This is a genomic window from Paenibacillus sp. J31P13 (assembly GCF_056269295.1).
Window position 1 is genome coordinate 534,950 of record NZ_JBWDNR010000001.1, and the last position, 22,009, is coordinate 556,958.

The window sequence follows — 22,009 nt, forward strand, 5'->3', positions numbered from 1 at the left end:
TCCGTTGTGTCATTTTTGATAACCTTGAGGAGGATGATTTTTTTGAGAAAAGTACATGTTTTTGCATCAATATTGGCTGCAACTATGGCTCTGACGACAATGACAGCATGTGGAAACTCAAATAATAACGGCGGTTCCAACAAAGGAAATACTCCAAGTCCTACTAGCACCGCGACAAGTCCTACTAGCACCGAGACGACAGCGGCAAAGGACACGATTACAGCGCTCCTTCCTCCGGTCTCAGGTAATTTTCAAGATAATTTCGCACAAATGGAAAAAGAATTCAATGAATTATATCCTAACTTGACTTTGAAAATCGAACCAGCAAGCTGGGAAGACATGACGCAAAAGCTGGATACGCAAGTCAATGCTGGAAGCCCTCCGGATATTGCATTTATCGGATCTGACGGTATTTCCAAGTATGTACAACAAGGTATGCTGATGGATATTACAGACACAGCAACGCCGGAAATGATCAAGGATTACGATGAAGCGCCAATTGCATACATGAAAAACGGCGATGGGTTATATGGCTTCCCAGGCTACATGGAAGTCCATGCACTAGGCGGAAATAAAGCGTTTCTAGAAGAAGCGGGTATCGATTGGAAAAATGTTCAGAAAAACGGCTGGACTTATGATGAGTTCCGCGAAGCGATCAAAAAAGGTGTAGTAAAAGATGGAAGCAAAACTTCCCGTTACGGCTTTGTATTCGCAACTGCTGGTGTTGCATCTAAAGACTACTTGGGCATCTTGATCAAGAGCGCAGGTATGCCGGCAGCGTTTGACAAAGACTTGAAATTTGCTTACACAAGCAAAAACTACTTGGGCGTGTTGAAAGCGGTTCGTGAGCTTATTGATGATGGTTCCATGCCGAAAGAGCTTAGCTCAGTAGATGCAGGTAAACGTTGGAACATGTTCCTAACGGGTCAAACGATGATTACAGGTAAAGGACTTGCAACTTTTGAGAATTCCGCTAACAAAAACAATGAAAAAATTAAAGCTAATGACGGCAGTGCCGTACAAGGCAGTATCGAAGCAGAATACATTGTACTTCCTGTACCTAGCTTCCTAGGTGCAGAACCAGTTTCCAGCACAGTTGTAGATGGTTATGTTACTTTCCGCGGCAAAAAAGAACCAACAGCTGAGCATAAAGCAAACGTAGTAAAAGCAGCTTACTTCTTAGCTAGCGGCAAGGTTGCAGCAACGACTAACAATGATCTATTCGCAGCTCATATTACAGAATCGGGAAGAAAAGCTGCTGAAAGCATGACTGTTAACAGAAACCCTGATAACGTAGCAGCAGTTGAAGTTCTACTTTCACATGCTGCACCAGCTCGTCCTGATATCCCTGTTGAATTAGGCGCAAAAGCAATCAAACTGCAAGATGAAGTTATTATTCCTAAATTGCAAGCACTGCTTGCAGGTGAAATTACACCTGATGCGATGTATGAAGCAGTGAAAACAGCTGCCATTAAAGCATTTGGTGAAGACGGAGTTGTAAAAGACTAATTGATCATTAATCGGATAGTCGTATGGCGTAACATACGACTATCCGAACATATTTGTGAAACTGATAGTTGAAAAGAGGTGCGGCAATATGATTCAGGCAGTTAAACCTATAAAAAAGAGGAAAATTAAAGGAGATGGAGCTTGGGGATATGCGTTTATCGCAGTGGCTTTGGTAGTATTTGCGATGTTTACGGCTTACCCGGTTGCCAGTGCCTTCATTATCAGTTTTCAAGAATACAAGCCGCTTGGTTCGACTTTTATAGGTTTTGATAACTATGTGAATACCTTCAATGACTCTTTGTTTTGGCAATCTATTAGAAATACGGTTGTTTATACGATACTGACTGTCCCTGTAGCTCTGCTTTTATCCTTTGGCGTAGCGATCTTGATACTGCCGCTGAAGAAATGGATGCAAACGACTTTTAAAGCGGTTTACTATTTGCCGGCAGTTGCGTCAGGTGTTGCGTTATCGGTTGTATGGCTTTGGATATTTGATCCTATGTCATCCGGTATTTTCAATAAACTGATTGGTTTGTTTGGAATTAGTAATCAGAACTGGCTTGGCTCAAGTGCTACAGCAATGTTCTCATTGGTATTTATGTCTTGGTTATCCAGTCACGGTACGAGTATTATCATCTACTTGGCTGCATTACTCGGTATAGATAACAGCTATTATGAAGCCGCAGAACTGGACGGCGCATCTTTCCTGCAGAAGCTTAGGTATATCGTCATTCCTTGTTTAAAACCAACGACCTTATTTCTATTAGTTACTGGTGTCATCGGTTCTTTCCAAGTGTTTCAGAATGCGTACTTGATGACTGGCGGAGGCCCGGATAATGCAACCACGATGGTAGGCTTGCTCATATTTAATAATGCTTTCAAGTATTTTGAATTCGGCAAAGCAGCTGCACAATCGTTGATACTGGCGTTAATCATAGCTGGAATAGCATGGGTCCAATTCAAATTCCTTGGCAATGACGTGGAATATTAAGGGGAAGAGGGGGATCAGTACATGCTGTTTAACAATCATTTAGATAACAATGCACTAAAATATATTAGAAATACAGTAATTATTATCTTGCTTCTTGCTTTTGCCTTGGCAACGCTTTTTCCCATTTATTTTATGATTATTTCCTCCTTCGGGGATCCTGTTGAAGCAGGTGCGATGAGCTACTCCCTGATTCCTAGCAAGATATCATTTGAATCCTATAAATTCTTCTTTAGTTACAGTGAGCATTCCTTTAGATGGTTGTTCAACTCTCTGATTGTGGCAACCAGCGTTATGGTTTCCAATGTGTTTTTCGCTAGCTTGGCAGGTTATGCTTTCTCGAAAATACATTTTAAAGGAAGAAACGTGCTCTTTGCATTATTGCTTTGCGCTATGATGATTCCTTATCAGGTTACACAAGTACCGCTCTATATACTGATTGTAAATATTTTTGATATTCCAAATACGTACAGCGCATTGATTTTACCGGGATTAGTTACTGTTTATAACATTTTTCTTGCGAAGCAGTTCATGACTTCTATTCCAAAAGAAATCATTGAAAGTGCAAAAATTGAGGGCTGTAATCAGTTCCAAATTTATTTAAGAATTATTTTGCCTCTATCAAAAACCGTAATGGCTGTAATGGCAATTCTAACATTTATGGATAGCTGGAACACGTTCTTCTGGCCGTTTCTCGTTACGAATACGATGGATATGCAAACCATTCAAGTCGGTCTGAAAAATTTCCGTTTTGCAAATACAACTTATTTCGCCCCGATGATGGCAGGCGCCACCATATCTGCTTTACCTATGTTTATTCTCTTCTTCAGCCTGCAAAAGTATTTCTTGGAGGGCGTTACTGTAGGAGCGGTGAAAGGTTAAATGATCTCAAAAAACTATTCTGTGAAGAATCGTCGCTATGCCGTAGGATTGATGTCTGGTACATCTGTAGATGGTATTGATGCTGCACTGGTTCAAATAGATGGTTCGCTTGGAGCCCAGCCTCATGTGGAATTGATTGCATTCGAGAATAGGCCTTATCCGGCTCATGTCAGAGAAGAAATTTTTTCACTGTTTGATCCCAGCAAGGCTACTGTAGATCGAATCGGACGAATGAATATGTGGCTGGGCGAGCTTTATGCAGAATCCGTTTTGTCTGTAGTCGCGAAAGCGGGGCTATTACCTGAGAATGTTTCAGTCATTGGCTCTCATGGTCAAACGATTTATCATGCTCCCCAAATAGAGCTAAAAGATGGATTTAATCTGCACTATACGGTGCAGATTGGAGAAGGAGCTGTTATAGCTGCTCGAACAGGAATTCCGTGCGTATCTGATTTTCGCGTAGCGGATATGGCTGTGGGCGGACAAGGCGCTCCTCTCGTACCTTTTACAGAATATCTGCTTTATCGTGAAGAAAATCGAACATTATTGTTTCAAAATATAGGCGGAATCGGAAACATAACGGTCATTCCTGCCCATTGCGCTCCGGAGGATGTCTATGCTTTTGATACAGGACCGGGCAATATGTTGATCGATGGGGTGGTTGCACGTTTGTATGCGGGCGAGAAAATGATGGATATCGGAGGAGCTATCGCGGACAGGGGGCATATCGATATGAACCTGCTTCAGATGCTTCAACAAGAGCCATACTACAAGCTGCCTTTGCCGAAATCGACAGGACGAGAACTATTTTGTTCTGACTACATTGATCGTTTAATGACCTATCAGCAGGCTAACCATTTATCCGCTGAGGATCTCGTAGCAACAATTACGATGTTAACGGCGTGGTCAATTGGAGATGCCTATCGCCGGTTTATTCAAGAGAATCATCCATCTGATGCGATGATAGTGGGCGGCGGCGGAAGCTATAATCCAGTACTTATCCGATATCTTCGTGAAGAAATGGAAAAGATGGGTGTGCAGGTGCTTATTGGAGAAGAGCTTGGTCGTAATAGTGATGCGAAAGAAGCCATTGCTTTTGCTGTGCTTGCCGACTATACGTTAGCGCAATTGCCAAACAATCTTCCTAACGTCACTGGAGCGGATCGTGCCGTTATTATGGGGAAAATTTCATACTAGCTTGTTACAGTGATGGAGGTATCCGATCTTGATCGTTACTTGGGATAATCAGTATATTCAAGAGGTCATTGCATTGTGGAACAAGGAAGCCGTTAAAGATGGTTACAAAGAACTTTCGGAAATCAGCTTTACAGACATCTTTTTGTCCAGCCCTTATTTCGATCGGGAGTCAACCTTTATATTGCTGGAATCGGGAGGAGTAAAAGGCTTTGCTTCTGGTTGTACGGGGGATGACTTGCCGCTAGGCAGCATTGCTGGATATATCACTTGTATCGTTTTGTCCGATGATTCTCAAAATAATGAAAATTATAGGCTTATGTTAGAGGCAGTGGAGCATCGCTTTCAAGATTTGGGTAAAAGACAAGCCGATTTTCTGTTCTTTAATCCCATGTTATTGCCGTGGTACATTCCGTATACACCTAAGCATGAACACAACAACGCACCTGGTGTACCTGTAGAGAGCGCGCTTTATCCGTTTTTATTAAGCCAAGGATATATAGATCGTTCAAGAGAATGTGCCATGTATTTGAATCTTGCCAGCTTCTCTATACCGGAAGATGTTAGGGAGAAAGAAGCCAAATCAGCGTCTGAGGGTTATAGCGTCGAGTTATTTGATTCTAGAAAACATAGCGGTGTCGAAGAGATGCTGTCAGGTTTCGACAATCCCATGTGGCAGAAACAAATTCCTGCCTATATTGAAAGCGGTTCCGCAATGGTTATTGCAGCTTATAAAGGTAAAACAGTGGGTTTTGCCGGACCGGTTATTCGTCAGGAAAATGGTCGTGCCTTTTTTGCTGGAATTGGTGTGCATCCTGATCATGAGGGGCATGGACTTGGCAGTATTTTATTTTTCAAGCTATGTGAAGCATTTCAAAGTATAGGTACCGAGTATATGTCTCTATTTACGGGCCGGAATAATCCTGCCATTCGTATATATGAGAGAGCAGGTTTTCAACACGCGAAAGAATTTGCAGTTATGAGAAGGGAGTTTTTGAGATGAGTGATCAACAAGTAACGATATTAGCGATTGGCGGACATGTAGGGGATATGGAGCTGACGGCAGGCGGCGTATTGGCAAACCATTCCCTTAAGGGTGGTCGGATTGTGACATTAGCGCTTACTGCAGGTGAACGAGGTGTCCCGGCTGGACAAGATGTGAATGAATATCGTGCACAGAAGGTGAAGGAAGCGGAAGCATTTGCTGAGATGCTGGGTGGCGAAGCCATCGTATTCGACATTCCTGACGGTGAGCTGCAGGACAATGAAGAGATGCGGCTGCGGGTATGTGATGTCATTCGCCAAGTACGTCCTACTATCATTATCACTCACTTTAAAAACAGCATGCATAAGGATCATATGACGACGCATCGTATCGTTAATGACGCGCGCTTCTTTGCTGGCTTAGCTGCAATGAAACGTGATCTTCCATCTCATTTTGCGTCTAGGCTCTATTATGCGGAAAACTGGGAGGATGCGGTTGACTATAAACCATATATCTATGTGGACTTCCCGAAGGAAGCGTATGATTTATGGATTAAGGCAGTTTCCCTGCATTGGTTCGTTACAGGAAGCAAATCCTTTCCTTACTTGGAGTATTATAAGCATTTATCTAGAGTTCGTGGTATTGAGGCTAGGAAAGAATATGCCGAGACATTCATGATCCCTGAAGAAAGCATGCGTGTACTTAAAACTGAATTGTAATCGGAGTGGAGAAATGACTGTAACAAGCTAATTGTTACGGTCATTTCTGAATCTTGCATTCATTTAGGGGAGGTAGCTATGATCAGGAATGGTATTGATAATATTATGAAATATGCTCATTTATTCGAAGGAAAACGACTAGGGCTGATTACTTCGCCTACAGGACTAAATAATGATTTTACATCGACGATTCAGATTCTAAAAGAGAATTTTAATCTAGTCGCATTATTTTCTCCGGAGCATGGTGTGCGAGGGGATCAAGCTGCTGGAGCTATGGTTGATAACTATCTGGACCCGCTTACAGGTGTGCCTGTATACAGCTTGTATCGCAAAGACTCCAAGCGTCTAACAGCAGAAATGCTGGACGAGGTGGATATGGTCGTATACGATATTCAGGATGTGGGCGTGAGGTATTATACCTTTATCTATACGATGCTCTATGCTTTGGAAGATTGTGCGAATGCAGGAAAATCCTTTGTCGTGCTTGATCGGATCAATCCACTGGATGGCGTGACGGTTGAAGGGAATATTCTCAAAGAAGGCTACCAATCGTTTGTTGGCAATTATCCTCTTAGTGTGCGTTATGGACTCACTGCCGGAGAAGTAGCAGTAATGGCGAATGATCAGATGAAGTGGAACTGTGATTTGAACGTCGTGCTCTGTGAAGGATGGGATAGACGCTTGCTTTTCCCTGAAACCGGACGTCCATGGGTTTATCCTTCGCTCGGCTTGCCGCGCTTTGACTCGGCATTGCTGTATAGCGGTACTTGCTTGTTCGAGGGCACGAATCTATCTGAAGGGAGAGGGACAACCCTTCCTTTTGAGATGATAGGCGCTCCGTTTATCCAAGCAGAGGAGCTTGCTGATGAGATGAATCGTAAGAAGCTGCCTGGCGTCCTGTTCCGTCCGGTATATTTTAAGCCAACCTTCTCTAAGCATCAAGGCGAGCTATGCAGCGGTGTACAGCTGCATGTTATAGATGCGCATGAGTTGCAGCCATTGGAGACAGGGGTTACACTGCTGTTTACGATTAAAGAGATGTATGAGTCCTTCTCATTTCTGCCGCCAGTGAAGGAAAATGCCAGACCCTTTATCGATTTGTTATGCGGTGATAAGCTCTACCGAGATGAAGCAGTGAATGTGCCTGCGCTATTGGAACAATTCCGTGTGGAAAGTGTTGCGTTTGCTGAGATGAAACAACAATATCATCTGTATTAGATGCGATTAAATTGAATCTGTCATTTAGGAAAAGAGTATAAGGAAGTGAATAGAGGATGAGATATGTTGCCGGATTAGACGGAGGCGGCACCAAAACCGCGGTTACCATTGCGGATGAATTTGGGGGCGTGATCCATACCTTCACTTCTGGTGGGATTAACTATAATGGTCAGGATGCGGCGAGCATAGGCCGCAATCTGAAAGAGATGTTTGAAAGAATTGCAAAGGCATGCGGAGGGTTGGAAAATTGCGCAGCAATTTGTATTGGCGCAGCTGGCATTAGCAATCCAGAAGTCATTTATCGCCTGCAATGGAATGTAAAAGAATGCGGATACGAAGGGAAGCTTATCATAACCGGCGACCATGAAACAGCTCTTAGCGGAGCGCAAGATGGCTTGTATGGCATGATCTTGATCGCGGGCACAGGCTCTATCTGCTTCGGCAAAAATGAGAGTGAGCTTACGCATCGAACTGGCGGGTTCGGTCATCTGATTGATGATGAAGGGAGCGGCTATAGTATTGGCCGGGATCTGCTCACAGCTGTTGTGAAGGAGTATGATGGACGTTCTCCCGAGACTATAATTACAAGCATGGTATATGAGCAGCTTGGATTAAAAACGGTTAGAGAGATCATTGGTTTTGTTTATGACAAAAAAATGCACAAAAAAGACATAGCCGCATTAGCGCCTATTTTGTCAGCAGCCTGTGCATTGAACGACGAAACAGCGCTTGTCATCGCCCAAAAAAGTGCCGAGTCCTTACTGGAATTAGTCGTGCCTGTCGTAGAGAAGTTATCACTGCAAAGCGGTATTCTTGCTATGTCGGGTAGTGTACTGCTGAAATCTGACGTTGTTCGAACTGCATTTATGAGAATAGTAAATCAGCGCTATCCAGATTTACAATGTATTTCAGCCAAAAGAGATGCATCCAGCGGTGCTATGCTAATGGCGAAGAGTCTTTTGAAATAATCCAAGTATATAGTCCATGAACAAAAAAAATATGCCTTTAGTGATTGAATCATTCTGTTATTTCATCACTAAGGTCATATTTTTTTTTGTTTTTATTTAGCTTCATAGGTTTGGATATTATGATCAACCTTATCGATATCGTAGATTACCCTTGCAATAAGATCTTGTTTGAAATGACCGAAGCTTTGCCCGAATATGGTGAGACCGCCGATATTCTGAGCTTCGGAGACACCGATCCTGAATTTAATGTCAGCATTGGGATTGAGCTGAATATCTGCAATAGTAACATCCGAAATTAAACAGCCATCAATGAATGAGCCTTCCTTGTTGATGCGTACAAGCTTCAATACGCCATACTGATTCAAATGGGGGGGCCACCATTCTGGATTGTTTTTACCTCGCTCATGACCAAAGTCGCCGGGTGATGTCCACATGCCAATAAGAACGCCGTTTACGCTAAATTCGATATCAGAAGGATAGTTGTCGTTGAAACCGGGAGCCTCTGATCCGATTTCCAGCATAAACTGCAGCTCGCTGAAGCTTTCATTGGACTTAAGGTAATTAGGAATACGATATTCAAGAAACCCTTTGGCAAGCCATACAATTCCAGCATTAATGTGCTGAGGATCGGCAAAATAGCGAGGATTGTCGAATTCACCGACAATGCTGTCTTTTGTAGCCAAGCCGCAGGTTGGTTCCGCGTGATAATCACAATAGTGACCAACCTTGATCTCTACCTCATAGACATTTTCCGTCTCTTTACTTTTCAAATCTACGGTTAATATATCTTCGTTCAGATAACATATTTTTTGGATGCCGTGTCGCCCGACTGCGGTAGTGATATCAATTAATCCGCTTTCTTCCAGCTTTTTTATGTGCATCGTAATAGCACCGTTAGTGAGACCGAGCTTCTCGGCAATTTCATTCAAATTCAAACTGTCGTTTTTTGTCAGCAATTCTAAAATCTCAATTCGAATTTCAGAGCTAAGCGCTTTGAAAATATTTAATCCTGACCGGAGCTCTTTGATATGGATCAAGGTCGTTCTCCGCCCCTCTCTGCTAAGCATCTATTACATTGATTATAATTCAAAAGTGGGGTAATTGAAAAGAGCCTAACTGTTATTTGTTTTAGATAAACCTAAAGTAAAAGAAGATAAGAAAACGCATTCATTTTCTTATTGACAAATTATAGGGTGGTTATTATGATAATCCCATCGACTAGTTTAGATTAATCTAAACTAAACATTAATAAGTTTAAAGTGATTCGTTTTTACCATGCAGCGGCTTTGATCCTACTGGGATTAAGCATAGAATCTTATTTTTAATAAGGGGGAAAAGAAGTGAAGAAGCAATTAATAGTCATGCTTTCTCTTCTAGTTATGCTTACTGCGATTTTGTCAGCTTGCTCCGATGGCAATAAGACAGACAAAAATGGTGAATCAAGCGGAAATAAAAAAGGGACGAAATTAGAATTTTGGACGTTCAACGAGCTTCATCAAACCTTTTACGAGGATATGGCGAAGCGTTGGAATACGGCTAATCCTGATAACCAAATACAGCTGGTAGCAAATACTTTCCCGTACGATGATATGCATAACAAACTATTGGTTGCGCTTCAATCTGGAACGGGTGCCCCTGATTTAGCAGATATCGAATTAAATAAATTCCCCAATTTTCTAAAAGGCGAGCCACAGCTGCTTCCACTCAACGATGTAATTGACCCCGAGATTACGAATCTAGTGAAATCAAGACTAGATATATACGCCAAAGACGGCAAGTATTACGGGATAGACTTCCACGTAGGAGCTGCTGTCATTTATTACAATAAAGAGATCTTAGACCAGGCTGGCGTTAATGTCGACGATATTAAGACTTGGGCTGATTTCGAAGCAGCGGGCAAGAAGGTGCTTGAGAAAACCGGCAAGCCTATGACTTCAATTGAAACCTCAGATATGTGGTCACTATGGCCTCAAGTCGCACAAGCGCCAGGCAATGACGATCTCCAGACAGCTCAAGGTCAGGTGAATATTACGAGCCCTATTGTTGCAGATGCGCTTAAATGGGAACAAAACATGATCAAAGAAGGAATCGCCATACCCACTCCTGGCGGCAACCATCACAGTGAGGAGTATTATGGACTCATGAACGGCGGGGGGACAGCTTCCGTATGGATGCCAATGTGGTATATGGGTCGCTTCACCGATTATATGCCTGATTTGAAAGGCAAGATACTCATCAGACCGATGCCTGCTTGGAAAGAAGGCGATCCTCGCTCCGCTGGTATGGGCGGTACGGGTACCGCTGTAACGAAGACAACGAAAAATGCTGATTTGGCAAAAGCTTTCCTAGCTTTCGCAAAGGTCAGCAAAGAAGGGAATATCGAAATTTGGAAACAGCTAGGCTTCGATCCGCTTCGTTCGGATGTATGGACAGATCCTGCACTAAGCGAGCCCAATAAATTCACTGAATTTTTTGGAGATAACATTTTCAACGTACTGACTGACGTCAAATCTGAAATTGAAGGTGTCATCATCAATGAGAACACGCCAAAAATTTCGGATGCCTTCCGTACCTCTATCCTCGTACGCACTTTGCTGGACAAAGAGGATGTTGACAAAGTACTGAAGGAAGCAGCTGGCCAACTTAAATAATAGTACCTCAATGTATCACTAGCCTCTCTGAGGCTAGTGATACTGTTATTCGAAAGGGGAGGAACGTTGTATGGCGAACGGATCGCCTGAGGCGGCAGGGAGAGTAGAACCGCCAAAGATCAAGAGAAACTCCAGTATCTTGTATTCACAGAAGGTTGCTCCTTACTTTTTTGTATTGCCTTTTCTGCTCTCTTTTATCGTTTTCTTTGCTTATCCGGTCGTGTCGGCTATTAATATGAGCTTTCAAGAGGTACTGCCCGGTCAGGTTAAATATATCGGATTCTCGAATTATAAGGATCTCTGGAATCCGACTTTTTTGAAAGCGATCATGAACAGCAGCAAGTATACCTTATTTTCCTTACTCATCCTCATTCCTATTCCGCTCTTGTTAGCTGTCTTCCTTAATTCAAAGGTGATGGTAGCCAAAAACTTTTTCCGTTCGACGCTGTTTATACCTGCACTGACATCTGTAGTGGTAGCAGGAACGATCTTCCGCCTTGCCTTCGGAGAGCTGGACGGCTCCTTAATGAATACCTTTGTCACCTCGCTAGGCTTTGAGAAGCAGCGCTGGCTGGGCAGAGAACATTTAGCCATGTTAACACTCATTACGCTGGCGGCTTGGCGATGGATTGGCGTGAATCTGCTGTATTTTATGGCTGGCCTTCAGAACATCCCAAAGGAATTATATGAATCTGCAGAAATTGACGGTGCCTCGACCTGGAATAAATTTGCGAAAATTACGATCCCGCTGCTGAAACCAATTTCCATCTATGTATTTACGATAAGTATTTACGGCGGCTATGCCATGTTCACAGAGAGCTATATGTTATGGAACGGCAATCGTTCACCTAATGACATTGGGCTGACAATTGTAGGGTATCTGTACCGGAATGGTCTGGAGCAAAACAATCTTGGTCTAGGTTCGGCAGTTGGCATTGCGCTGCTTGTTATTACACTGGTCATCACGCTTGGTCAGCTCAAATTATTCGGCATGTTCAAGAAGGAGGAGTAGCGGTGAATAAGGCAGAGAGACATAAATGGTCGATTAATACAGTGCTCCTTCTTCTTTTATTTCTCCTATTTGCGGCGTTCGCGTTGTTTCCCTTAGTCACGCTGTTGATCGCCTCCTTTAAACCGGCGCAGGAGCTTATGCGTTTTGGTCTAAACCTGAAGATGAGTGCAGACATTTTTTCTTTTAAAAACTATACCTTTTTATTTACAGACAAATCGCTGTACTTGACATGGTACAAGAACAGCTTGATTATTACCGCGATTTTTACGTCACTATGTTTGTTCTTCTCCTCAATGGTTGGCTATGGCTTGGCAGTGTATTCATTCAAATTCCGCAATATCATTTTTGCGCTCGTTCTGATTACGATGATGGTGCCGATTGAAATTATTATCCTTCCGCTCTATAAGCTTTCTATTAATTTGAAGCTGATCAATAGCATATGGGGAGTAATCCTTCCTTTTGTTGTTGCGCCGCTGCCAATCTTTTTCTTTCGTCAGTACGCAAGCGGATTGCCGAGAGATTTTCTAGACGCTGCACGTGTTGACGGCACAACGGAGTTCGGTACCTTTTTCCGAATCATGATGCCACTAATGGCACCCGCGTTCTCGTCTATGGCTATTCTTCAAGCCTTATTTGCTTGGAATAACTTCTTATGGCCACTGATCGTTCTTCGCACAACAGAGCAGCTTACCATTCCGATTGGACTAGCCACCTTGCTCACGCCATACGGTAATAATTTTGATATGTTAATCTCAGGTGCTGTGCTCGCAATTGGTCCCATTCTTCTTGTGTTTCTGTTCTTCCAGAAATACTTCATTGAAGGGATGACTGCAGGCGGAGTAAAAGGCTAATTCAATTGATACCTAAGCTTGAGCTTACTAAATTGAAAAAGAAGTGTAGACTTTGTGAAGACAAGGATAATTCCAGTAATTAACGTCGTTTATCAATTTATTAGAATGTTGTTTTATGGAGTGAGAGGCATTTGAACGCATCACATCTCTATGTTAAAATAGATGAAAAAGCACAGAAAAAACCACTACAATCTCCTTCGCTATGACCTGAGCGTTCAGGTCATAGTGGAGGAGATTTTTAGTTTTGTATGGACGGGAAGGAGCTTCGCATTTTGAATATAACATTAAATAATGATTGGTCCGAGGTGCTTGATAGCGAGCTGACGGCGAACTATATGAATGAGTTATTGGCAACGCTTGACCAGCGATATACGACAACGACGGTGTATCCAGAGAAGCAGAACATATTTAATGCACTTAATTACACGTCCTTCGAAGGGACAAAGGTTGTTGTGTTGGGACAGGATCCATACCATGGTCCTCAGCAAGCACAGGGGCTTAGCTTTTCTGTACAGCCGGGTGTAAAGGTCCCCCCCTCTTTGAAAAATATATATAAAGAGCTGGAATCCGATATTGGCATCACAACGCCGGATCACGGAAGCTTGGTATCATGGGCAAAGCAAGGCGTCTTGCTGCTCAATGCGGTACTGACTGTGGAAGAGGGGAATCCCAATTCTCATCAAGGATTAGGCTGGGAACGTTTTACAGATGCTGTTATCACTGCTTTAAATGAAAGGGATAAGCCTGTAGTATTTATATTATGGGGAAAGTTTGCACAGGCTAAAGCTGCTCAAATTGCTTCGGAGAAGCATCATATCATCGTCTCGCCGCATCCGAGTCCCTTTGCAGCACGGAAAGGCTTTTTTGGAAGCAAGCCCTTCTCTCGGACGAATAGCTTTCTTGAGAGCATAGGCAGCGAGCCGATAGATTGGTCCATACCTTCATTAACAGAGTTAACAATCGAATAAGAGGAGCTGATGTAATTGTTATATAAGAATGAAATACATAACCAATTTACTTCTGAGATGAATAAACTAATAGGACATTCGGGGCTAATTCGCCTGCAGAATGATGTGGATTACCGAATTGCCGTGCAGAAATTCACAAGCTTTGAAGCAACGGAATTTTATGATGATGAGAGCGATCCGATGATCTTCAAACTCTCTTTTATTAATGAGGCTGGTAAGGAAGATGCGATTGAGATTTGGGACAGTGCGATTGTAGATTTGGATCTTACACAGCCAGAGGTTATGGAAGAATGGGCAGTAGACGGTTTGAACTTAATTGTGGCAGCAGTCAAGGATGAGAGCAATGCCATTGAGTTTTATGCGTTATAAGTTTTATAAACGAGTGAATTAATGGGAGAGAGTCGTTGGCAACGTGCATGCTGGACGAGAATAGCATCTAGTTCTTGACTAATTTTGATAACGGATTGGTTCGTGAAGCTGTTGTTGTTTTCTTCAAAGATACGAACCATTTCAGCTCTTAATTTTTCAATCTTTTTGTCGCAGGTGCAAGTGCACATAGAAGTCCCTCCTTCATTTGTTAAAATAAGGATATACAAAAGATGTTAGATCGATTCCAAATAGAGATTAGGTTTCTGTTAGGTTTCTGAATATTTGACTGTTAGAATATCTAAACCAGATGCAGAAAATTGAAACAGAAGAAAAAAGGTAAAAAAAAGAAACGCCAAGCTCAAAACGAGCTTGGCGTTTCTTTTTTTGGGGAAGGTTGAATTTTTATCAGGATTCATGCGGGATGTCGCATTTGTTCCGAATAAAATGAATTTGGTTGCGAATCCGATTCAATTCCTGCTGCTGCTCTTCAGAGTGCTCACTTGAGAGTGTTTGCTCTAATTCATTTAACTTATTTAACAAATTCGGCAAATCAGTAGATGCATTTGAGCAGTTATAATTGCTTTCTAATTGATTTAGCATGACCATTCCTCCATTTTCGGTTTTTACTATTTCACCTATAGTTCCCTTTGTCAGACCTTTAGTATGAACGTTTTCCAAAAAGCTATGCAGAAGGAGAACGTATACTAATTAACTGTATTCCGACATAAGTTGAAAGAAAGCGCTCAGGAGGCGGTTTCTTTTGGCAGTTGAGTATGCCATTTTGGCAGTATGGTTGATTGGGATGTTTGGCATTATCGGTATAGTCATTGGAGCAGTCGCAAGATATGCAATCAGGGATTCTTTGTCTCAAGACGAAGTGGAATAGACCTCTGAATGAATAACGGCGGAGAGGGAAGGCTAGAGATTCGCTGTATATTCTGAAAGTAGAAGAGGAGCTAAAAAAATGAATGATTCTTTAGGCGGACAAGATCAGAGAGAAACAATCGTAGCGGTGCAAAAGAATGGAGATGGTGATCTGACTGCGTTCAAAACGTCCAGCGGACGTGAACTAGATTACGCAACAGCATTTCAAGAGGTGCAGGCTGGACATATTGCAGGGGTTAACACCTTTAAAGGCAGAGATGGAGAGTTCTATATCCGTGGTGATGCTGATGGCGACCCTACAAATAACTTGGACCAGCTGCCTATATTCTGAACGAAGGATTTGTAAAATGAGAGAGGCGCCATGCAGGAAATACTGCAGGCGCCTCTTTATGTAGGTTATACCTCGTATGTCTTAAGCTGCTCCACGATTTGCATTTCCCCTGTCAGACCCTCAAAGTCCTCTATGGCATCGCCATAATGCATGAGCCATGTTTTCTTCTGGATGGATTCCGGAAGCGTTAGAAGCTCCCCTAAGGTCGCATGAACAGCTCCAGGCGGTTCTAACTGGCAGTCATGAAATATCGTGGTGACCCCTTCATCAACAAGCTTCTGAAGAAGTGCACCGTCAAATCGCATATCGGCAGAGTAAAAAAACCTCTGATTAAACAAAAAAGAATAGCTCAGCTTATTAGGAATGTGCTTCGTTTGAAGCAGCCTTACGCTGAGACCAGGATGGAGCTGAATATCTTGGTTGATTGCGAGTGGACGAACCTCGAAAAAATCTTCAAGCTTATTAAGCGGCTCTTGTGTCAGTCCGCCTCGAAGCGTATTCTCCCACAAGGGTTCAATCAAGGTTTCTGCAATATAAAGTATAGGCTTCCGATTATATTTAAACATCATTTGAAAAGCATATTCTTCTAATCCGCCAACATGATCGCCGTGGATATGGCTAATCAGAACGGCATCAAGATCAGGAAATGACATGCCGGTTTGATGAAATGCTTTTGGCAAGGTAATTCCGCAATCGACAAGTAATCGAAAGCCGTTTGATTCAATTAACGCATTGTTATTATCGTATTTTTTGGCAAAAGCACTTCCGGTTCCTATCATTCGAATTTGCATGAGCCTTCCTCCTCTATGTTCCATTTATTAATGTATCAAATATTAGGTACATCTGACAATTCCAGATGCACAATCGCCCGTTCTTACATACTATGCTAAAGCAATATGCTTAGTGGAGGGAACAAGGGATGAGCAAAGGAAAAGCAAAAACAGCTAAGAAAAAACAGACAGCAAGTGATCGGAAACAGTATTCATACAAACTTGTCCTATCAGACACTTGCGCGGTGTGTAAAACACCATGTGCAAGAGGGATGAGTTATTTGGCAAGAATGAGAGAAGCGGGTGCTCTAGGCAAAGGCGTTCCATGTGTGCTGACGAGAAGGCTTGGGTAATTTCAGGAAATAAATATTTCCCAGGCAAGCGCAGCTTTCAACATCATTTGACAGCTTTGGTCGAATGGCGCGTGTTGTAAAAAATAGTTTAATTAACGGCGCAACTTTGCGCAAATAGACGAGTATAACCTTACATCCAGGCAATCGGATGGAGGGCTTACAACTATGAGGTTCAGAAAAGTTGTTTTTCTGCTGCTTTTAATGTCCCTATGGGGCGGTACCATGATGTTTGCAGACTCTGCAACCCAAAAGGTACGCGTCTTTATTAATGGTACGGAGCAGGATGACGGAGGCTTGGTCTCAGATGGCAAAACTTATTTGCCGCTTCGCCAATTAGCCTCATCTATGCAAGCGATCGTCGAATGGGATAATCAGAACAAACGAGCAACTTTGTATAAGCCTAATGTACACATGTTTCTCTTCCAAAACAATACTGTTTTCGGAAATGTGAAAAAGGGCTATCAAGGCAGCTTTAAGGTATTAGCACAACTTGATTCAGTGAAGACTGACATCACAGCAGTTAAGGTATCGATCTTCGATCCTAACGGCAAAGAAAAAGTTATTCAGACAGGTAATGTTAATCCAACAAATGACAATTTTTGGTATGCGACGGAGGATATCGATTATAAATTCGACTCCAGCGGGAAATATCCGATCCGTTTCTTCATCAAGACAAAAGGCGCTGATGATTGGACGGTCATTTCTGAAAAAATCATTTCCTCACTTTGATGTAATCAGCAACAAATAAAACAGCCCAATGCAGACGTTGGGCTGTTTTATTTGACCGTCTATTGAGAATCTGATAGGATAAACTAGTCTGTAAACATCATCGAAATGGGGTAATATCATGAGCGAACACCAACACGGCGAAGATTGCGGTTGTGGAGAAGACCACGAGCATGAAGAGCAAGTCTTAATCGTTACTGACGACGAGGGCCAAGAACGCGAAATGGTCATGGTTTATACGTTTGAATCTGAAAATAATGTTTATGCTGTATTGCTAGATCGTAATGATCCAGAAGCTGACGGCGTTATTTTCCGTATCCAAGAAGAGAACGACGAGTCGTTCCTAGTAGGAATCGAAGACGATGCGGAGTGGGATCGCGTAACTGCGATCTACGAAGAAATCGCTCGTACGGAAAACGGCGAGGAATAGGCTATTCCTGTCGTTTATATGTTAAAGAAGGGATCCGCGAGAATAAATCGCGGATCTTTTTTTTGTTTATTTTCGCGGATTATAATAGATCGTTCGGCCGTTGAACATCGTTAGCTCGGCTTGAAGTCCTTTTGCCATGTATTTGCATAGCTCATTGGCTTTCGCCTTATCGCCATGCGTCGCTTCGTCAGGAAGCACAACCTGAACACAAGGTACGGTATGACCAGCAACGCTAGTTGTCTCACTTGGTCCGAAAAGAATGTAATGGTAAAGAGGATTAATTCCTTTTAAATAAAACCATCGATCATCATTTTTTGATTCAAACGTATAAGGAAATGCAGCTTCTGCATAATCCCAGCCTAGCTGTGAGCCGGTTAGAGCGGTTTGTTCTTTGTAGTGTGTGAGTTTGCTCTTCACATCCTCTAAGCTTAGCCTCTCAACAGATGAACCTTGCACAAGTTTTATGTAAGCGCTTTGACTCATTGTCCCTCACCTCTGTCAACATCATAGCATGGGATAATTGGGTTTACAATAAGTGGATAAATAGATAAGGAAGAACAAATAAACGACTATGTACCTCTCATGAAGAGGTACATAGTCGTTCGTAATGGGTAAACTATGAAATGGCTGTCTCTTCAACAATAACCTTAACGAATGCAATGCTGCGATCCTCGGGTCCTTTGACTGGCAAGCCAACTTCAACATGATCGATAATGTAATCGATGTTTTTTTGCGTAATGACTTCCCCTGGAAGCAAGATGGGAATACCTGGCGGATATACGTAAATAAATTCTGCAATAATTCGGCCAGCTGAATCTTTGAAAGGAATGGTTTCCGTTTCCCCATAAAAAGCATCCCGCGGTGTTAAGGATAGCTGAGGAATATCCGGTATCTTGACGATTAGCTCACGAGCTTCTGCGCCATCATGGAAGTGATCGGACAAGCCGCGCAATGAAGCTACCAACTTTGAAATGGAATCGGAGGTATCTCCGGGCGTAACTAAGCAAAGAATGTTATACATATCGCTCATTTCGATTTCCACGTTATAGTTGTCGCGCAGCCAGTTTTCAGTTTCATAACCGGTTATGCCTAGATGACGTACATGGATCGAAACTTTAGTTGGATCATAGTCGTACGTTGCTTCATCACCGAGTATTTCTTCACCGAAGCACTCAAGTCCTGGAATGTCATTAATTTGCTGACGGGCAAGCTGAGCAAGCTCAATTGTACGTTCGGCAATAGCATGTCCATTCAAGGCAAGATTTCTCCTTGAGGTATCAAGTGAGGCTAGCAAAATATAAGAGGTTGATGTCGTTGTCAACATACTGATTACGGTCTGAATACGATGCGGATTGACGCGTCCTTTACGAACGTTAAGCACAGAGCTCTGCGTCATGGAGCCGCCTAGTTTGTGCACACTGGTTGCTGCCATATCTGCTCCTGCTTGCATAGCTGACATAGGAAGCTTCTCGTGAAAATGAATGAGCACACCATGTGCTTCATCCACTAGAACAGGAATATCAAAGCTGTGAACAAGATCAACAATCTCTTTTAAGTTGGCGCATATACCGAAATAAGTAGGATTGATGACCAGTACCGCTTTAGCATCTGGATGCCGCTCCAAAGCTTTACGTACAGAACGTGTCGTAATGCCATGATCGATTCCAAGATTTTTGTCACGAGCAGGAGAAATGAAGACCGGTCTAGCACCTGCGAAGATGATAGCTGACATTATGGACTTGTGAACATTACGCGGAACAATGATCTTGTCACCAGGTGCGCATACCGACAATATCATCGTCATTATCGCGCCGCTTGTACCTTGGACGGAAAAATAAGTATAGTCCGATCCGAAGGCGTCGGCAGCAAGCTTTTGTGCTTCTTCAATCACGCCAACTGGCTGATGCAGGTCATCGAGCGGTGCTATATTGATTAAATCGATCGACAAAGCATTATCGCCGATAAATTCGCGAAATTCGGAATCGCTGCCCAAGCCTTTTTTATGCCCGGGAATATGAAACTGAACGGGCTCTTGCGCCGCATGTCGGCGAAGCGCGGTGAAGAGCGGGGTTTTATTATGATCCATCGCTATATCCCTGCCTTTCAATAGAGGTAACAAACAAAATTGAGTATAGCAAATACAGGGGGGATTGCAAGCTTCAATTTATTAAAGCAACAGAGATGACACTAGAAATCTCAATATGTTCGTCAATTGTTCATACATGATAGAGAACGGATTGTGGTAACATAGTTGGGTGGAGGAGATGCAACATGTTAGATAAACGAATGTTAATCGTAATGGCTACTTTAATGACAACTTTTATTGGATTTGGCATTATCATTCCGGTTATGCCGGAAATTATTCAAGCCACAGATCCTAGTAAAGCGGAATTACATACGGGGCGCATGCTGGCTATTTATTCAGCCGTATCGTTCTTTTTATCTCCTTTTTGGGGAAGCATGTCTGATCGAATCGGCAGACGGCCGATTATTTTAATTGGTATAATTGGATTTTCTGCAAGCTTCCTGCTGTTTGGTTTGTCGTCGGGCAGTTTGACACTTATGTATCTTTCACGCATACTGGGCGGGCTTTTCTCTGGGGCAGTTGCTTCCGTTATTGTCGCGTATGTCGCGGATATTACACCGCCTGAGCATCGGACGAAAGGGATGGGACTTGTCGGAATGTCTATCGGTCTTGGTTTTACGATAGGACCTGGCGTCGGCGGGGTACTCAGCATTGTTTCTCTGGAGACACCATTTTATGCAGCATCGGTTCTGGCGCTTATTACGTTCATTCTTGCTGCTTTTAAGCTAAAGGAATCACTAACTCCTGAGCAGCGTCAGCAATCGACAGAAGTGAAGGTTTCACGTTGGGCTGCTTTTACAGGACCGCTCAAGTATTTATACGTGCTGGCCTTTTTCGTAACCTTTACTTTGGCAGGCTTGGAAGCAACGTTGCAATTTTTTGGCATGCGTCGCTTTGATGTTACACCGCTTCAGGTTGGCATTTTGTTTTTTGTCTGCGGGTTTGTTGGAGCGCTCGTGCAAGGCGGTGTAGTCCGTAGACGAATTAAAGATGGGGAAGAGCCTAAATACATTGCAATTGGACTCGTCGTATCCGCCATCGGATTCTTTATGCTGCTTGGTGCTCATTCATTATGGTGGGCAGTATTATCACTTGCCGTGTTTGGCATTGGCAACTCATTGATACGTCCTTGTGTAACCTCACTCATTACGCAGAAGACAACAGTAGGCAAAGGTGTGGCGTCTGGACTCAGCTCTTCAATGGATAGCTTAGGCCGTATAGCTGGTCCTTTACTGGGCTCCTTCCTCTTTACAATAGAAATGGGGCTTCCATATTTGCTAGGCGGTATACTATGCTTGGCTGCGCTTCTCTTGCTGCTGCGTTTCCGTCAACTGGACAAAACCAGTCTTCCCGCCGCTTCTGTAGAGTCAGCGAAGTAATAGTTTAATGTCAAATGAAAGAGGCTGTACCCAATACTCATTTTGTGAGTGTTGGATACAGCCTCTTGTTTTTTATAGATTGGCAATGCGATAAAGCGGCATTAGCGTCTCATAGGTTTGGGAAGCGTATTGAAGTAACGCATCCCCATCACGCAACAAGGCATCATCGGCTTGAATGTGGCGCCCAATTAATAATTCTGCTTTCTTTATATCACGGAAGCGAATTAATGCGTCATTCCAATCCTCTTCCGACATATCAGAGATTGATGTAGATTCCTTCTTCATATGATCCATAGAAAGTACATAATCCTTGGGAACGGTCTCCATGACCGTATCCAATTGGTCTAAGTAGGCTTTTGCAATAGCTGATTTGTTTGGCACCTCATAAATCAGCGCCAGCCACAAAAATAAATGATCATCAAATAATCCGAGCTGAAAATGGGGGTGAGCCTTGTAACCTCGCTTGTTGCTGCAAATCGCAAGCCAAGTGTCCTTCGGCGGGTTGACTTTGCGACGGGCATGTCTTGCAACATGCAGATACATTTCATTGCCCGCATGAACCGCCGTATCCACTATCAGCTGTTCGCCTAAAGCGCGAAACTTAGGTTGAATTTGTGTTTGAATGCCGTTCATTCTTTCCTCAAGTCCTTGCAACTGAAAAACATCAAAGTCCCCTTGCGTAAACCCCTGTAAACCATTAGTGATCGTCGTTGATGTCATATATTTGTTCTCTCC

General features: G+C 42.9%; 26 protein-coding genes. 19 read left to right on the top strand and 7 right to left on the bottom strand.

The window, feature by feature from the left end:
- Window positions 1–33 precede the first annotated feature (33 nt).
- The 8 genes from AC0YOD_RS02185 (at window position 34) to AC0YOD_RS02220 (ending at window position 8,463) form a co-directional block, all read left to right on the top strand.
- The gene (locus AC0YOD_RS02185; RefSeq protein WP_475797603.1) at window positions 34–1,509 is read left to right on the top strand and encodes an ABC transporter substrate-binding protein; all 1,476 of its coding nucleotides are present in this window, start codon (window positions 34–36) and stop codon (window positions 1,507–1,509) included.
- Between the two features lie 88 nt (window positions 1,510–1,597).
- Entirely contained in the window at window positions 1,598–2,500 is a 903-nt protein-coding gene (locus AC0YOD_RS02190) for a carbohydrate ABC transporter permease (RefSeq protein WP_475797604.1), read from the top strand.
- Window positions 2,501–2,521: 21 nt separating this feature from the next.
- A complete protein-coding gene (locus AC0YOD_RS02195; protein WP_475797605.1) occupies window positions 2,522–3,379 on the top strand; it encodes a carbohydrate ABC transporter permease in 858 nt (285 codons plus the stop codon).
- Window positions 3,380–3,400: 21 nt separating this feature from the next.
- The gene (locus AC0YOD_RS02200; RefSeq protein WP_475797606.1) at window positions 3,401–4,576 is read left to right on the top strand and encodes an anhydro-N-acetylmuramic acid kinase; all 1,176 of its coding nucleotides are present in this window, start codon (window positions 3,401–3,403) and stop codon (window positions 4,574–4,576) included.
- Window positions 4,577–4,604: 28 nt separating this feature from the next.
- On the top strand, window positions 4,605–5,576 hold the full coding sequence (locus tag AC0YOD_RS02205) for a GNAT family N-acetyltransferase (RefSeq protein ID WP_475797607.1): 972 nt from the start codon (window positions 4,605–4,607) through the stop codon (window positions 5,574–5,576).
- Window positions 5,573–6,277, top strand: coding sequence for a PIG-L deacetylase family protein (locus AC0YOD_RS02210; RefSeq protein WP_475797608.1), 705 nt, complete (start codon window positions 5,573–5,575; stop codon window positions 6,275–6,277). The genes AC0YOD_RS02205 and AC0YOD_RS02210 overlap by 4 nt, the downstream gene beginning before the upstream one ends.
- Window positions 6,278–6,355: 78 nt before the next feature.
- Complete coding sequence (locus tag AC0YOD_RS02215) at window positions 6,356–7,495, top strand: exo-beta-N-acetylmuramidase NamZ family protein (RefSeq protein ID WP_475797609.1); 1,140 nt, start codon at window positions 6,356–6,358, stop codon at window positions 7,493–7,495.
- A gap of 56 nt (window positions 7,496–7,551) precedes the next feature.
- The gene (locus tag AC0YOD_RS02220) at window positions 7,552–8,463 is read left to right on the top strand and encodes an N-acetylglucosamine kinase (RefSeq protein ID WP_475797610.1); all 912 of its coding nucleotides are present in this window, start codon (window positions 7,552–7,554) and stop codon (window positions 8,461–8,463) included.
- Between the two features lie 92 nt (window positions 8,464–8,555).
- Here the strand turns inward: AC0YOD_RS02220 and AC0YOD_RS02225 are convergent, their stop codons facing one another.
- The gene (locus AC0YOD_RS02225) at window positions 8,556–9,500 is read right to left on the bottom strand and encodes an ArsR/SmtB family transcription factor (RefSeq protein ID WP_475797611.1); all 945 of its coding nucleotides are present in this window, start codon (window positions 9,498–9,500) and stop codon (window positions 8,556–8,558) included.
- Window positions 9,501–9,803: 303 nt separating this feature from the next.
- On the opposite strand from AC0YOD_RS02225, the gene AC0YOD_RS02230 reads away from it, so the two are divergent.
- From AC0YOD_RS02230 to AC0YOD_RS02250, 5 genes are all read left to right on the top strand, one after another.
- Window positions 9,804–11,114 carry an ABC transporter substrate-binding protein gene (locus tag AC0YOD_RS02230; protein WP_475797612.1) on the top strand — a complete coding sequence of 437 codons (1,311 nt, stop codon included), beginning with the start codon at window positions 9,804–9,806 and terminating at the stop codon, window positions 11,112–11,114.
- A gap of 70 nt (window positions 11,115–11,184) precedes the next feature.
- Window positions 11,185–12,126, top strand: coding sequence for a carbohydrate ABC transporter permease (locus tag AC0YOD_RS02235; protein WP_475797613.1), 942 nt, complete (start codon window positions 11,185–11,187; stop codon window positions 12,124–12,126).
- Between the two features lie 2 nt (window positions 12,127–12,128).
- Window positions 12,129–12,977, top strand: coding sequence for a carbohydrate ABC transporter permease (locus AC0YOD_RS02240; protein WP_475797614.1), 849 nt, complete (start codon window positions 12,129–12,131; stop codon window positions 12,975–12,977).
- Window positions 12,978–13,249: 272 nt separating this feature from the next.
- The gene (locus AC0YOD_RS02245) at window positions 13,250–13,945 is read left to right on the top strand and encodes a uracil-DNA glycosylase (RefSeq protein WP_475797615.1); all 696 of its coding nucleotides are present in this window, start codon (window positions 13,250–13,252) and stop codon (window positions 13,943–13,945) included.
- Window positions 13,946–14,002: 57 nt separating this feature from the next.
- On the top strand, window positions 14,003–14,314 hold the full coding sequence (locus tag AC0YOD_RS02250; protein WP_475797616.1) for a hypothetical protein: 312 nt from the start codon (window positions 14,003–14,005) through the stop codon (window positions 14,312–14,314).
- Here the strand turns inward: AC0YOD_RS02250 and AC0YOD_RS02255 are convergent.
- Entirely contained in the window at window positions 14,302–14,502 is a 201-nt protein-coding gene (locus AC0YOD_RS02255) for an aspartyl-phosphate phosphatase Spo0E family protein (protein ID WP_475797617.1), read from the bottom strand. The two genes, AC0YOD_RS02250 and AC0YOD_RS02255, sit on opposite strands and share 13 nt — an antisense overlap.
- A 217-nt stretch (window positions 14,503–14,719) precedes the next feature.
- Window positions 14,720–14,914: a DUF2524 domain-containing protein gene (locus tag AC0YOD_RS02260; protein WP_475797618.1), complete on the bottom strand. Its 195-nt coding sequence runs from the start codon at window positions 14,912–14,914 to the stop codon at window positions 14,720–14,722.
- Window positions 14,915–15,074: 160 nt separating this feature from the next.
- On the opposite strand from AC0YOD_RS02260, the gene AC0YOD_RS02265 reads away from it, so the two are divergent.
- Together AC0YOD_RS02265 and AC0YOD_RS02270 are read left to right on the top strand one after the other, a co-directional pair.
- Window positions 15,075–15,200, top strand: coding sequence for a hypothetical protein (locus AC0YOD_RS02265; RefSeq protein WP_475797619.1), 126 nt, complete (start codon window positions 15,075–15,077; stop codon window positions 15,198–15,200).
- 78 nt (window positions 15,201–15,278) lie between these two features.
- A complete protein-coding gene (locus AC0YOD_RS02270) occupies window positions 15,279–15,530 on the top strand; it encodes a DUF3892 domain-containing protein (protein WP_475797620.1) in 252 nt (83 codons plus the stop codon).
- 65 nt (window positions 15,531–15,595) lie between these two features.
- On the opposite strand, the gene AC0YOD_RS02275 is transcribed toward AC0YOD_RS02270, so the two are convergent.
- Window positions 15,596–16,321, bottom strand: a complete 726-nt coding sequence (locus AC0YOD_RS02275) for an MBL fold metallo-hydrolase (RefSeq protein WP_475797621.1) — start codon at window positions 16,319–16,321, stop codon at window positions 15,596–15,598.
- A gap of 128 nt (window positions 16,322–16,449) precedes the next feature.
- Between AC0YOD_RS02275 and AC0YOD_RS02280 the strand changes: the two genes are divergently transcribed.
- From AC0YOD_RS02280 to AC0YOD_RS02290, 3 genes are all read left to right on the top strand, one after another.
- On the top strand, window positions 16,450–16,653 hold the full coding sequence (locus AC0YOD_RS02280) for a hypothetical protein (RefSeq protein WP_475797622.1): 204 nt from the start codon (window positions 16,450–16,452) through the stop codon (window positions 16,651–16,653).
- Between the two features lie 165 nt (window positions 16,654–16,818).
- Window positions 16,819–17,382: a stalk domain-containing protein gene (locus tag AC0YOD_RS02285; protein WP_475797623.1), complete on the top strand. Its 564-nt coding sequence runs from the start codon at window positions 16,819–16,821 to the stop codon at window positions 17,380–17,382.
- 118 nt (window positions 17,383–17,500) lie between these two features.
- Window positions 17,501–17,809 (top strand): DUF1292 domain-containing protein, encoded by a 309-nt coding sequence (locus AC0YOD_RS02290; protein ID WP_475797624.1) that lies wholly within the window; start codon window positions 17,501–17,503, stop codon window positions 17,807–17,809.
- 66 nt (window positions 17,810–17,875) lie between these two features.
- Here AC0YOD_RS02290 and AC0YOD_RS02295 read toward each other — a convergent pair whose 3' ends face one another.
- Window positions 17,876–18,292: a DUF1885 family protein gene (locus tag AC0YOD_RS02295; RefSeq protein WP_475797625.1), complete on the bottom strand. Its 417-nt coding sequence runs from the start codon at window positions 18,290–18,292 to the stop codon at window positions 17,876–17,878.
- Window positions 18,293–18,425: 133 nt separating this feature from the next.
- On the bottom strand, window positions 18,426–19,895 hold the full coding sequence (locus AC0YOD_RS02300) for an aminotransferase class I/II-fold pyridoxal phosphate-dependent enzyme (protein ID WP_475797626.1): 1,470 nt from the start codon (window positions 19,893–19,895) through the stop codon (window positions 18,426–18,428).
- A gap of 185 nt (window positions 19,896–20,080) precedes the next feature.
- On the opposite strand from AC0YOD_RS02300, the gene AC0YOD_RS02305 reads away from it, so the two are divergent.
- Window positions 20,081–21,274, top strand: a complete 1,194-nt coding sequence (locus AC0YOD_RS02305; protein WP_475797627.1) for an MFS transporter — start codon at window positions 20,081–20,083, stop codon at window positions 21,272–21,274.
- 72 nt (window positions 21,275–21,346) lie between these two features.
- Here AC0YOD_RS02305 and AC0YOD_RS02310 read toward each other — a convergent pair whose 3' ends face one another.
- A complete protein-coding gene (locus AC0YOD_RS02310; RefSeq protein ID WP_475797628.1) occupies window positions 21,347–21,994 on the bottom strand; it encodes a DUF1054 domain-containing protein in 648 nt (215 codons plus the stop codon).
- Between the last annotated feature and the right edge of the window lie 15 nt (window positions 21,995–22,009).